At 63.3% G+C, this 13027-nt stretch carries 12 protein-coding genes; 9 read left to right on the top strand and 3 right to left on the bottom strand.

The window, feature by feature from the left end:
• Positions 1-36: 36 nt before the first annotated feature.
• Positions 37-996, bottom strand: coding sequence for a GlxA family transcriptional regulator (locus BMW74_RS10105; protein ID WP_093417924.1), 960 nt, complete (start codon positions 994-996; stop codon positions 37-39).
• Between the two features lie 194 nt (positions 997-1190).
• Here BMW74_RS10105 and choX point away from each other — a divergent pair, with 194 nt between their 5' ends.
• The 5 genes from choX to BMW74_RS10130 all read left to right on the top strand — a co-directional run bounded on the left by choX (position 1191) and on the right by BMW74_RS10130 (position 5463).
• A complete protein-coding gene (choX, locus tag BMW74_RS10110) occupies positions 1191-2135 on the top strand; it encodes a choline ABC transporter substrate-binding protein (protein ID WP_093417927.1) in 945 nt (314 codons plus the stop codon).
• Positions 2136-2207: 72 nt separating this feature from the next.
• Entirely contained in the window at positions 2208-3095 is an 888-nt protein-coding gene (locus tag BMW74_RS10115; protein WP_093417932.1) for a 3-dehydrocarnitine:acetyl-CoA trimethylamine transferase CdhC, read from the top strand.
• A gap of 142 nt (positions 3096-3237) precedes the next feature.
• Positions 3238-4203, top strand: a complete 966-nt coding sequence (locus BMW74_RS10120; RefSeq protein WP_093417936.1) for an L-carnitine dehydrogenase — start codon at positions 3238-3240, stop codon at positions 4201-4203.
• 154 nt (positions 4204-4357) lie between these two features.
• Entirely contained in the window at positions 4358-4837 is a 480-nt protein-coding gene (locus BMW74_RS10125) for a thioesterase family protein (RefSeq protein WP_093417941.1), read from the top strand.
• Between the two features lie 362 nt (positions 4838-5199).
• The gene (locus BMW74_RS10130; RefSeq protein ID WP_093417943.1) at positions 5200-5463 is read left to right on the top strand and encodes a hypothetical protein; all 264 of its coding nucleotides are present in this window, start codon (positions 5200-5202) and stop codon (positions 5461-5463) included.
• A 116-nt stretch (positions 5464-5579) separates the two neighbouring features.
• Here BMW74_RS10130 and BMW74_RS10135 read toward each other — a convergent pair whose 3' ends face one another.
• Together BMW74_RS10135 and BMW74_RS10140 are read right to left on the bottom strand one after the other, a co-directional pair.
• Positions 5580-6683 (bottom strand): choline metabolism transcriptional regulator GbdR, encoded by a 1104-nt coding sequence (locus BMW74_RS10135; RefSeq protein WP_093417946.1) that lies wholly within the window; start codon positions 6681-6683, stop codon positions 5580-5582.
• Positions 6684-7169: 486 nt separating this feature from the next.
• Positions 7170-8546 carry an L-serine ammonia-lyase gene (locus tag BMW74_RS10140; protein WP_093417949.1) on the bottom strand — a complete coding sequence of 459 codons (1377 nt, stop codon included), beginning with the start codon at positions 8544-8546 and terminating at the stop codon, positions 7170-7172.
• Positions 8547-8988: 442 nt separating this feature from the next.
• On the opposite strand from BMW74_RS10140, the gene BMW74_RS10145 reads away from it, so the two are divergent.
• The 4 genes from BMW74_RS10145 (at position 8989) to betI (ending at position 12966) form a co-directional block, all read left to right on the top strand.
• The gene (locus BMW74_RS10145; RefSeq protein ID WP_093418508.1) at positions 8989-9939 is read left to right on the top strand and encodes a choline ABC transporter substrate-binding protein; all 951 of its coding nucleotides are present in this window, start codon (positions 8989-8991) and stop codon (positions 9937-9939) included.
• Positions 9940-10009: 70 nt separating this feature from the next.
• The gene (choW, locus tag BMW74_RS10150) at positions 10010-10855 is read left to right on the top strand and encodes a choline ABC transporter permease subunit (RefSeq protein WP_093417952.1); all 846 of its coding nucleotides are present in this window, start codon (positions 10010-10012) and stop codon (positions 10853-10855) included.
• Positions 10852-12030, top strand: a complete 1179-nt coding sequence (gene choV, locus BMW74_RS10155; protein ID WP_093417955.1) for a choline ABC transporter ATP-binding protein — start codon at positions 10852-10854, stop codon at positions 12028-12030. Before choW ends, choV begins: the two co-directional genes overlap by 4 nt.
• Positions 12031-12372: 342 nt before the next feature.
• The gene (betI, locus tag BMW74_RS10160; RefSeq protein WP_093417958.1) at positions 12373-12966 is read left to right on the top strand and encodes a transcriptional regulator BetI; all 594 of its coding nucleotides are present in this window, start codon (positions 12373-12375) and stop codon (positions 12964-12966) included.
• Positions 12967-13027: the final 61 nt, after the last annotated feature.

A 13027-nucleotide genomic window follows, 5' to 3' on the forward strand; every position in this document is an offset into this window, starting at 1 on the left:
TCGCGGGCAAGCCTCGCTCCTACGGGGCCGGGGTGCTCAGGCCAGCTCGCGTCCATCCCCCAGTCGTCGCCGGTCCTCGCGCGGGCACTGGGCAAACTTCGCCCGGTAGCTGCGGGTGAAGTAGGACGGTGATTCAAAGCCGCAGGCGATGCTCACTTCCAGCACGCTCATGTCGGTCTGGCGCAGCAGTTTGCGGGCCTTTTCCAGGCGCAGGCCGAGGTAGAAATTGCTTGGGGTGGCGTGCAGGTGCAGGCGGAACAGGCGCTCCAGCTGGCGACGCGTGACCTTGATCGCGTCCGCCAGCGCCAGGGTACTCAGCGGCGGCTCGCTGTGCTGCTCCATCTCGCCGATCACCTGCACCAGTTTCTTGTTGCGGACGCCATAACGCGTGGCGACCTCCATGCGCTGGTGGTCCTGGCGCGGGCGGATGCGCCCGAGCACAAATTGCTCGCTGACCTGGATCGCCAGTTCCGGGCCATGGGCCTGGGCGATCAGGTCGAGCAACAGGTCGATGGAGGCCGTGCCGCCCGCCGAGGTGATGCGCCGACGGTCGATCTCGAACAGTTCCTGGGTCACGCTCAACTGTGGAAACGACTCCTTGAACGCATCGATGGCTTCCCAGTGCAACGTCAGCCGATAACCCTCGAGCAGACCCGCCTGGGCCAGGACAAAACTGCCGGTGTCGATCCCGCCCAGGGTCACGCCCTCGTGATCCAGACGCCGCAGCCAGTGCACCAATGGCGGATTGACGAACTTCAAGGGTTCGAAGCCGGCGACCACCAGCAAGGTGGCGCCTTTGTCCAGCGACTCCAGCGCCGCATCGGCGTTGATCGACATGCCATTGCTGGCCAACACCGGGCCGCCGTCCGCACTCAGCACATGCCAGCGGTACAGCTCGCCGCGAAAGCGGTTGGCCACCCGCAGCGGTTCGATCGCCGAGATAAAGCCGATGGCCGAGAACCCCGGCATCAACAGAAAGTAAAAATCCTGGGACATGGAGCGCACTCCGAAGGACGGGCAGCGTGGGGACGTTGATAGCGCACTTGCAGGCCCCGGACAAGCGCACAGGTCGCTACTGTGCAAGAGCGGGTCGCCACTGTGCGCTTTCTGGCATGTTGACCTGCGTAACGTGACAGCACCGACGCAACAGACGCCGGAACCGACAATAACGACCTGCCGAGGAACCCACCATGAAACGACTGTTCAGCAGCTGTGTTCTTGCACTCAGCGGTACCGCTTTCTTGAGCTCCGGCGCCATGGCCGCCGACCCTGCCGCCTGCCAGAACGTGCGCATGGGGGTGGTGAACTGGACCGATGTCATCGCCACCAGCGCCATGACCCAAGTGCTGCTCGATGGCCTCGGCTACAAGACCAAACAAACCAGCGCCTCCCAGCAAATCATCTTCGCCGGCATCCGCGACCAGCGCCTGGACCTGTTCCTGGGCTACTGGAACCCGCTGATGACCCAGACCATCACCCCGTTCGTCACCGCCCAGCAGGTCACCGTGCTCAGCGCGCCCAGCCTCAAGGACGCCCGCGCCACCCTGGCCGTGCCGACCTACCTGTACGACAAGGGCCTGAAGACCTTCGCCGACATTGCCAAGTTCCAGAAGGAACTGGGCGCCAAGATCTACGGCATCGAGCCAGGCTCGGGCGCCAACACCCAGATCAAGGCAATGATCACCAAGAACCAGTTTGGCCTGGGCCAATTCCAGCTGGTCGAATCCAGCGAGGCCGGGATGCTCGCGGCGGTGGATCGCGCGGTGCGCCGCAACGAGGCCGTGGTGTTCTTCGGCTGGGCGCCGCACCCGATGAACGTCAACGTCAAGATGACCTACCTCACCGGCAGCGACGACGCCCTGGGCCCGGACGAAGGCTCGGCGACCGTCTGGACCGTGACCTCGCCCAACTACGCGCAGCAGTGCCCCAACATCCACACGCTGCTGACCAACCTGACCTTCACCGCCGAGGACGAGAGCCGGATGATGCAACCGCTGCTCGACCACAAGGACGCCTTCGCATCCGCCAAGCAGTGGCTCAAGGATCACCCACAGGACCAGCAGCGCTGGCTGCAAGGCGTGACCACCTTCGACGGCAAGCCGGCCGCCGAGCACCTGCAACTGACCAGCCAGTAACCCTGCGCACACAACACCGCGCAGCCAATTGTGGCTGCGCGCTGAATCACTACGCCTGAAGGAAGCCGCCCCATGAACCACGACGTCATCATCACCTGCGCACTCACCGGTGCTGGCGACACGACCGCCAAGAGCCCGCACGTACCCATCACCCCCAAGCAGATCGCGGCCGCCGCCGTGGAAGCCGCCAAGGCCGGGGCCACCGTGGTCCACTGCCACGTGCGCAACCCCGAGACCGGCCAGTTCAGCCGCGACGTGGCGCTGTACCGCGAGGTGATGGAGCGCATTCGCGAGGCGGACGTCGACATCATCGTCAACCTCACGGCCGGCATGGGCGGCGACCTGGAGATCGGTGGCGGCGAGCACCCGATGGAGTTCGGCCCCAACACCGACCTGATCGGCCCGCTGGCCCGCCTGGCCCACGTAGAGGCCCTGCTGCCGGAAATCTGCACCCTGGACTGCGGCACCCTGAACTTCGGCGACGGCGACACCATCTACGTGTCCACCCCGGCCCAACTGCGCGCCGGCGCCAAGCGCATCACCGAACTGGGGGTAAAGGCCGAGCTGGAGATCTTCGACACCGGCCACCTGTGGTTCGCCAAGCAATTGATCAAGGAAGGCTTGCTGGAGGACCCGCTGTTCCAGCTGTGCCTGGGCATCCCCTGGGGCGCGCCGGCCGACACCACCACCATGAAAGCCATGGTCGACAACCTGCCCGCGGGCGCGGTGTGGGCCGGCTTCGGCATCGGCCGCATGCAAATGCCAATGGCCGCCCAGGCCGTGTTGCTCGGCGGTAACGTGCGGGTCGGGCTGGAAGACAACCTCTGGCTGGACAAGGGCGTGCTGGCCACCAACGGCCAACTGGTGGAACGCGCCGGCGAAATCCTCAGCCGCCTCGGCGCCCGCGTCCTGACCCCCGCCGAAGGGCGGGTGAAGATGGGTCTGAGCAAGCGCGGCTAACCCACACCGAACACTAAACCTGTGGGAGCGGGCTTGCCCGCGAAGCGGTGGTTCTACCCCTGAAGAAGCGTCGAATGTACCGGCCTCTTCGCGGGCAAGCCCGCTCCCACAAGGGATCATCGACCTCTTTCAGGACATCACCATGAGCTTCATCACCGAGATCAAAACCTTCGCGGCCCTGGGCAGCGGTGTCATCGGCAGCGGCTGGGTGTCCCGCGCCCTCGCCCATGGCCTGGACGTGGTGGCCTGGGACCCCGCGCCCGGCGCCGAAGCGGCCCTGCGCAAGCGCGTCGCCAATGCCTGGAGCGCCCTAGAGCAACAAGGCCTGGCGCCCGGCGCATCGCAGGACCGGCTGCGCTTTGTCGCCACCATCGAAGCGTGCGTTCGCGAAGCCGACTTCATCCAGGAAAGCGCCCCGGAACGCCTCGATCTCAAGCTCGAACTGCACGGCAAAATCAGCGCGGCGGCCAAGCCCGACGCACTGATCGCCTCCAGCACCTCGGGCCTGTTGCCCAGCGAATTCTACGAGGGTGCGACCCACCCGGAGCGCTGCGTGGTCGGGCATCCATTCAACCCGGTCTACCTGCTGCCACTGGTGGAAGTGGTCGGCGGCAAACACACCGCCCCCGAGGCCGTGCAGGCGGCGATCAAGGTCTACCAATCATTGGGCATGCGACCTTTGCATGTGCGCAAGGAAGTCCCGGGGTTCATCGCCGACCGCCTGCTCGAAGCCTTGTGGCGCGAAGCCCTGCACCTGGTCAACGACGGCGTGGCCACCACCGGCGAGATCGACGATGCGATCCGCTTTGGCGCCGGCCTGCGCTGGTCGTTCATGGGCACCTTCCTCACCTACACCCTGGCCGGCGGCGATGCCGGCATGCGCCACTTCATGGCCCAATTCGGCCCGGCCCTGCAACTGCCCTGGACCTACCTGCCGGCGCCGCCACTGACCGACAAACTGATCGACGATGTGGTCGACGGCACCACCGAACAACTCGGCAGCCATAGCATCGCGGCGCTGGAGCGCTATCGTGATGATTGCCTGCTGGCCGTGCTGGAAGCGGTGAAGACCACCAAGGCCAAGCATGGGATGAGTTTCAGCGAGTAGCCTGGCCAGCAGCGTTGGCGCCTTCGCGAGCAGGCTCGCTCCCACAAGGAATCTTCTGTGTACGCACGATATGTGTACGACGCTGACCTATTGTGGGAGCGAGCCTGCTCGCGAAAGGAACAGACCCGTCACCCCCTTTTCTGGATCACTCTTGATGCCCACCCTCACCACCTACCAAACCACCATCCACCCCGACTGGGTCGACTACAACGGCCACCTGCGCGATGCCTTCTACCTGCTGATCTTCAGCTACGCCACCGACGCGCTGATGGATCGGCTAGGGCTCGACGCCCACCACCGCGAAGCCTCAGGCCACTCACTGTTCACCCTCGAAGTGCACCTCAACTACCTGCACGAAGTGAAGCTCGGCGCCGAGGTCGAAGTGCGGACCCAGATCATCGGCTTTGACCGCAAACGCCTGCACCTCTATCACAGCCTGCATCGGGTGGGTGACGACCAGGAACTGGCGGGCAACGAGCAAATGCTGCTCCACGTCGACCTCGCCGGACCGCGCTCGGCACCGTTCGGGTCGGTGGCGCTGAATGCCTTGCAAGCGATCCGCGAACAACAGCGGGACTTGCCGGTGCCGGCGTATGTGGGGCGGGTGATTGCCCTGCCCGTGGAAAAGAACTAGACCGCGTCATCGTTCTTCGCGAGCAGGCTCACTCCCACCGGTACTCCCATGTGGGAGCGAGCCTGCTCGCGAAGGCACCCGCCCAGGCACCCAAAAAACACCTGCCTCACACAGCAAAAAAAGCCCCGATCCAGCCGTGACGGGAGCGGGGCACAATGTACGCTTGAGGAGCCCATGCACGAGGGCGACCAAACCTTCGCCATGCGAGCTGGGACCAGTGTGCCCACTCACCCACCGGGCCAGTTAGCCGAAAACGACCTGTTCATAGGTATCGCGGACATCCAGGCAAAACATCCTTGCCCCCGCCCCGCCCCACCACCAGAATCCAGGCAGACACCATTCCCTTGAAGAAGGATTGCGCCATGATGTTCGCCGACTTGATCGACCAGGAAGACCTGTTGGGCCAGCTCAAGGCGCTGGGCTTCGACGTGCCCAGCGGCGCCACCGCCGAGCAAGCCTGCGAGTGCGCGGTACGCGGCTTGAACGACGTGCGGGCCAACAGCCTGCGCACCCTGGTCAAGCAGATGTACACCAGCAGCGCAACCATCTTGCCGGCCGTGCGCCAGGCCATCGACAAGCAGCTGTTGCCGGCGCTGGCGCAGTACCAGCAATCGCGTAGCGCCTGAGAGAACCCTTTCGCGAGCAGGCTCGCTCCCACGGGAATCCAGGGTGTTCACACCTGTTGTGCCCACCAACGATCCCCTGTGGGAGCGAGCCTGCTCGCGAATGAAGGCGCCTGGGTCTACAACCTCACACTGGCAAACGTCGACTCATTGCGCGCCTGGCTCAGCGCCGACATCGGCCCGGACAATGGTGCCAGCACCATGGCCTGCGGGATCGGCATCATTGCCACCTGCTGGGAGTTGTTGGAGCCCACGCGCTCGTCACGCGGCGGGATGCCGAAGTATTCGCGGTAGCACTTGGAGAAGTGCGGCGTGGAGACGAAGCCGCAGACCGACGCCACTTCGATGATCGACATCGGCGTTTGCTTGAGCAACTGCCGGGCACGGATCAGGCGCAGCTTGAGGTAGTAGCGCGACGGCGAGCAGTGCAGGTACTTCTGGAACAGCCGCTCCAACTGCCGACGGGACACCGCGACATACACCGCCAGCTCATCCAGGTCGATGGGCTCTTCGAGATTGGCCTCCATCAGCGCGACGATTTCCTGCAGCTTCGGCTGGTTGGTGCCCAGCATGTGCTTGAGCGGCACGCGCTGGTGATCCTGTTCGTTGCGGATGCGCTCGTAGACGAACATCTCGGAGATCGCCGCCGACAGCTCGCGGCCGTGATCGCGACTGATCAGGTGCAGCATCATGTCCAGCGGCGCGGTGCCGCCGGAGCTGGTGAAACGGTTGCGGTCGAGGGTGAAAAGGCGAGTGCTCATGGCCACGCGAGGGAAGGCTTCCTGCATCGAGGCCAGGCATTCCCAGTGCACGCTGCAATCAAAGCCATCGAGCAAGCCGGCACAGGCCAGGGCCCAACTGCCGGTACACACCGCGCCCAGGCGACGCGACTGGCGGGCCTGACTTTGCAGCCAGGACACGTGGTCGCGGGTCACGGTACGTTGGATGCCGATGCCGCCGCAGACAATCACGGTGTCCAGGGCCGGAGCCTTGTGCATGGAAGCATCAGGGGTGATCTGCAGCCCGTCACTGGCCCAGACCTGGCCGCCATCTACGGTGAGGGTGGTCCAGCGATACAGCTCGCGTCCGGACAATTGATTGGCCATGCGCAGGGGTTCTACGGCAGAGGCCAGGGAAATCAGCGTGAAATTGTCCAGCAGCAAAAAGCCGATGGATTGAGGCGCACGGTTCTGGGGTTGGGCCCCGGAGTTGAACGACGTCATCGCGGTATCTCCTCACACAAAGCGGGTGATGGCCTCAGGCGGAGGCTCTTGTTATGGCCATCGTTCTCGTACCGTGAGACGGGGCTTTGTGATGACAGAGCAATTGCCATGCCTAAATTTGAATGTGCGTTCAATAACTCCTGAAAACGACGTCGCGATGTGTCTATCTAAGCCCGCGCATTCAGTGCAGGCTCTGTCTCCCGGCCGACACGGAAATGTCCGGCACCGTCACCTGTGAGCAAATCGGTAGCACTCATGGGAAGCCCCTTGAACCGCGCAGGGCCAGAGTGTCACCCCTGGCACGGCATCGAGGGATCTGAAAACGACGCGCCAAAAGGTGGCAGGCCCGAGAGTGACTGTTCACTTAGCGCGCAGGCCGGCAAGCCGCGCTCGCTCCCACAGAGGGGAATTGGCTCCAGACACAGCCTTTGTGTCCACTGAATCCAATGTGGGAGCGAGCCTGCTCGCGAAAGCCGCGTCCCGGCCTCAGCACTCAACCGCACTCACCGCCAAGCCACCACGCGACGTCTCTTTGTACTTGTCATGCATATCCGCCCCCGTATCACGCATGGTGCGGATCACCCGGTCCAGCGAAATAAAATGCTGGCCATCACCGCGCAAGGCCATTTGCGCCGCGTTAATCGCTTTCACCGCCGCAATCGCATTGCGCTCGATACACGGCACTTGCACCAGCCCACCCACCGGGTCGCAGGTCAGGCCGAGGTTGTGTTCCAGGCCAATCTCGGCGGCGTTGCACAGCTGCTCGGGGGTGGCCCCGAGGATCTCCGCCAACCCCGCCGCCGCCATCGCGCACGCCGAGCCGACCTCGCCCTGGCAGCCCACTTCGGCCCCGGAGATCGAAGCGTTCTTCTTGCACAGGATGCCCACCGCCGCCGCACTCAGGAAGTAGTCGACCACGTTGGCCTCGGTCACCACCTCGCTGAACTTCATGAAGTAGTGCAACACCGCCGGAATGATCCCCGCCGCGCCATTGGTCGGGGCCGTGACCATGCGCCCGCCGGCAGCGTTTTCTTCGTTGACCGCCAGGGCGAACAGGTTGACCCACTCCATCGCACTCAGGGTCGAGCCGATCACATTGGGCTTGCCCAGTTCGACCAGGCTGCGGTGCAACCGGGCGGCACGACGGCGCACATTGAGACCACCGGGCAGGATGCCTTCGTGCTTGAGGCCCTGCTCGACACAGTCCTGCATCGCCCGCCAGAGCGTCATCAAGCCACTGCGGATGTCGTCTTCCGAGCGCCAGGCCTTCTCGTTGGCCAGCATCAACTCCGCCACCCGCAGGTGATGCGTCTGGCACAGTTCCAGCAGTTGCTCGGCACTGGAAAACTCATAAGGCAACACCGTGCGGTCCAGGTCCACCACGCCGCTTGACGCCTGGGCCTGGTCGACGACAAACCCGCCGCCGACCGAATAGTAGGTGTCGCGGTGCAGCTCGCCGTGGTCATCGAACACCACCAGCGTCATCGCGTTGGGGTGGAACACCAGGTTCTCGTCGATCAGGCGCATGTCCCGCGCCCAGACAAAGGGCACCGGCAGTCGACCGTCGAGCAGCAGGGTGTCGGTGCCGCGCAGGGTGTCGATGCGCAGGCCGATCAACGAGGGGTCGATTGCATCCGGCCATTCCCCCATCAGGCCCATGATCACCGCGTTGTCGCTGCCGTGGCCGATGCCGGTGGCCGACAACGAACCGAACAGTTGCACCTCGACCCGTCGCACCTGTTCCAGCAGGCGTTTGTCACGCAACGCCTCGACGAACAGCGCCGCCGCGCGCATCGGCCCCACCGTGTGCGAACTGGAAGGGCCGATGCCGATTTTGAACAGGTCGAAAACGCTGATAGCCATGACGTGCGAAACCCCTCTTGAGCGAATTCCAGGCCGCGAAGCAGGCGTTGAAGCACCTGCTACGCTCAAGCAGCGAACCTGGGAGATGGCCGCATCATCAGGCTTTTGCCCGCTCACTCGACGTCTCACACCGACGCACCCATGCCCATCAACGTCGCAGGCCGCAGACGACACATCCAGCGCCATTTTTTACGGAGCAGAAGGCGAAAAAGCTCCGAAAAAAGCTGTAAGCGACCTCGCCGGCACTGGATGCGACCCTCCCTGTACTGGATACGACCCACCCTGTAGGCGTCAGATTTTCACTGGTACATGATCGGTTACGACTCGATTGCGAAGCGCCGGGGTAGAGCTGTCCCCATACGCCCATTCACCGCAACACCTATAAGCGCGGCTGTCCGGTCGGAACACCGCCAAAAAAACACCAAGGAGTCCACCCATGAACGTGAAAGGTTCCCCGTCGTTGTTATTGTTGGCCGCAACCTTGAGTCTGCCGCTGCTGGCTCAAGCCGCAGAGCCCGCACAATGCCACACCGTTAACTTCTCCGATGTTGGCTGGACCGACATCACCGTGACGACCGCCACCACCAGCGTCATCCTCGACGCCCTGGGCTACAAGACCAAGACCACCATGATCTCCGTGCCCGTGACCTATAAGTCCCTGGCCGACGGCAAGAACATGGACATCTTCCTCGGCAACTGGATGCCGACCATGGAAAACGACATCAAGCCGTACCGTGATGCCGGCACCGTGGAAACCGTGCGCGCCAACCTGGAGAACGCCAAGTACACCCTGGCGGTGCCCGAAGCGCTGTACAACAAAGGCCTGAAAGACTTCGCCGACATCGTCAAGTTCAAGAAGGAACTGGACGGCAAGATCTACGGCATCGAGCCGGGCAACGACGGCAACCGCACGATCCAGACCCTGATCGACAAAAACGCCTTCGGCTTGAAGGACGCCGGCTTCAAGGTGGTCGAATCCAGCGAAGCGGGGATGCTGTCGCAAGTGGCCCGCGCCGAGAAGCGTGACCAGGCCGTGGTGTTCCTGGGCTGGGAACCGCACCCGATGAACACCCGCTTCAAGATGAAATACCTCACCGGCGGTGACGACTCCTTCGGCCCCGACTACGGCAAGGCGACCATCTACACCAACACCCGCAAGGGCTATTCCGAGGAATGCAGCAACGTCGGCCAACTGCTGAAAAACCTGGTGTTCACCCTGAACATGGAAAGCACCCTGATGGGCAACGTGCTGGACGACAAAATGAAGCCCGAAGCGGCCGCCAAGGCCTGGTTGAAGAACAATCCACAGGTGCTCGATACCTGGCTCGCCGGCGTTACCACCATTGATGGCAAACCAGGCCTGGACGCCGTGAAAGCCAGTCTCGCGAAGTAGAAAGTCGTTGATGCCGGGCGGGCTTGCTCGCCCGGGCTGTTAATTTCCTTGCATGCGGACGTTCACTACCATGCTGATTGATCAGAAAATCCCTTTAGGCCAGTACATCGCCGGTTTCGTCGAATGGCTGACGCAACACGGCGCCAGTACCTTCGACGCCATCGCGCTCACCCTGGAAACGATGATCCATGGCGTGACGTTCGCGCTGACCTGGTTCAACCCCTTCGTCTTGATCGGCCTGATCGCACTGCTGGCTCACTTTATCCAACGAAAGTGGGGGCTGACCGTCTTCGTCATTGCTTCCTTCCTGCTGATCCTCAACCTGGGGTACTGGCAGGAAACCATGGAAACCCTCGCCCAGGTGTTGTTCGCCACCCTGGTCTGCGTGGTCATCGGCGTGCCGTTGGGCATCCTCGCCGCGCACAAACCGCTGTTCTACACCATGATGCGTCCGGTGCTCGATCTGATGCAGACCGTACCGACGTTCGTGTACCTCATTCCGACCCTGACCCTATTCGGTCTGGGTGTTGTCCCGGGGCTGATCTCCACGGTGGTGTTCGCGATTGCCGCGCCCATCCGCCTGACCTACCTGGGCATCCGCGACGTCCCCCAGGAACTGCTGGACGCCGGCAAGGCCTTCGGCTGCTCGCGCCAGCAGTTGCTGTCGCGCATTGAACTGCCCCACGCCATGCCGAGCATCGCGGCGGGGATCACCCAGTGCATCATGCTGTCGCTGTCGATGGTGGTGATCGCCGCGCTGGTCGGCGCCGATGGCCTGGGCAAGCCGGTGGTCAACGCACTCAACACCGCCGACATCGCCCTGGGCTTCGAAGCCGGCCTGGCGATTGTGTTGCTGGCCATCATGCTCGACCGCATCTGCAAACAACCCGACGCCAAAGTAGGGGGTGACGCATGAGCATCATTCGATTCGAAAACGTCGACGTGATCTTTTCCAAGGACCCGCGCGAGGCGCTCAAGCTGCTGGACCAGGGCATGACCCGCAACGAGATCCTGAAGAAGACCGGGCAGATCGTCGGCGTCGAGAACGCCAGCCTGGACATCGAGAAAGGTGAAATCTGCGTGCTGATGGGCCTGTCCGGCTCGGGCAAGTCCAGCCTGCTGCGTTGCATCAACGGTTTGAACACGGTGAGCCGGGGCAAGCTGTTCGTCGAGCATGAAGGCCGGCAGATCGACATCGCCACCTGCACCCCCGCCGAGCTGAAGATGATGCGCACCCAGCGCATCGCCATGGTGTTCCAGAAGTTCGCCCTGATGCCCTGGCTGACGGTGCGCGAGAACATCAGCTTCGGCCTGGAGATGCAGGGCCGTCCCGAGAAGGAACGGCGCAAGCTGGTGGACGAGAAGCTGGAGCTGGTGGGCCTGACCCAATGGCGCAACAAGAAGCCCGATGAGCTGTCCGGCGGCATGCAGCAGCGAGTCGGCCTGGCCCGGGCGCTGGCGATGGACGCCGACATCCTGCTGATGGACGAACCCTTCTCGGCCCTCGACCCGCTGATCCGCCAGGGCCTGCAAGACGAGTTGCTGGAGCTGCAACGCAAGCTGAACAAGACCATCGTGTTCGTCAGCCACGACCTCGATGAAGCGCTGAAACTGGGGAGCCGTATCGCCATCATGAAAGATGGGCGGATCATCCAGTACAGCAAGCCGGAACAGATCGTCCTCAACCCGGCCGACGACTACGTGCGCACCTTCGTCGCCCACACCAACCCACTGAACGTGCTGTGCGGGCGCAGCCTGATGCGCACCCTGGACAACTGCAAGCGCATCAACGGTTCGGTGTGCCTGGACCCGGGCGGCGACTCGTGGCTGGACCTGGCCGAGGGCAACACCATCAAGGGCGCCCGGCAGAATGGCGCCAGCCTGGACCTGCAGAACTGGGCCCCGGGCCAAGCCGTGGAAGCGTTGGAGCGGCGGCCGACCCTGGTGGACTCGAACATCGGCATGCGCGATGCGTTGCAGATCCGCTACCAGACCGGCAACAAGCTGGTGCTGCACGACAACCAGCACGTGGTCGGGATCCTGGGCGACAGCGAGCTGTATCACGCGTTGCTGGGCAAGAACCTGGGATGAACGCCCCGCCGCGAAAGCACCACAAGCCCAATGTGGGACCTGCGGCGCTTGATCGCCCCCGACCGGGCGTCCGGGACCAGGAACCACACGCAGCCGACCGACGGGTGATATAAAGGCCCCCCGAAAACAGCCAGAACCCCCAGGAGCGCCGTGGCGCCTGGGTTTCGAGCTGTTTCGGAGGTCGGTTTGTCGCCGTTTATGCAGAGGAAAAAACCCATAGGTGGCGACGACTTTTCAGAGCACGATTTTTTATTGATTGAACGTTCAATAAAAACAAAATAGACTGGCCCTCATACCAGTAGCTGCCTGTCGGCTGCTGGAAGGCCCAAGGAGATGTGCAAGATGCCCAAGGTCGGTATGCAACCCATCCGCCGTCAGCAGTTGATCGAAGCCACCTTGCAGGCTGTCGATCAGGTCGGAATGGGGGACGCCAGCATTGCGCTGATCGCCCGTCTGGCCGGGGTCTCGAATGGCATCATCAGTCATTACTTTCAGGACAAGAACGGCCTGATTGCCGCCACGATGCGCTACCTGATGAACGTCCTCAGCGAGAACGTCACCACGCGCCGCCAGGCACTGAGCGATGACAGCCCACGGGCCCATCTGCAGGTGATCATCGAAGGCAACTTCGACGCCAGCCAGGTCAATGGCCCGGCGATGAAAACCTGGCTGGCCTTCTGGGCCACCAGCATGCACCAACCGTCTTTGCACCGGTTGCAGCGGATCAACGATCACCGCCTGTATTCCAACCTGTGCTGCGAGTTCCGCCGCGTGCTGCCACTGGATCAGGCACGCAACGCGGCCCGCGGACTGGCGGCGCTGATCGACGGTTTGTGGCTGCGCGGCGCGCTGTCCGGAGACGCTTTCGACACCGAGCAGGCGCAACAGATCGCTTACGAATACATGGACTTTCAGCTGGCCAAGCAGGTGAGTTAGCGCACACCTGGACGGTCGCTGACCGGTGCTGCCACGTCCCTGATGGCCCCCACCCCAGCGG

This window comes from Pseudomonas sp. ok272 (genome assembly GCF_900109995.1).
Taxonomy (GTDB): Bacteria; Pseudomonadota; Gammaproteobacteria; order Pseudomonadales; family Pseudomonadaceae; genus Aquipseudomonas.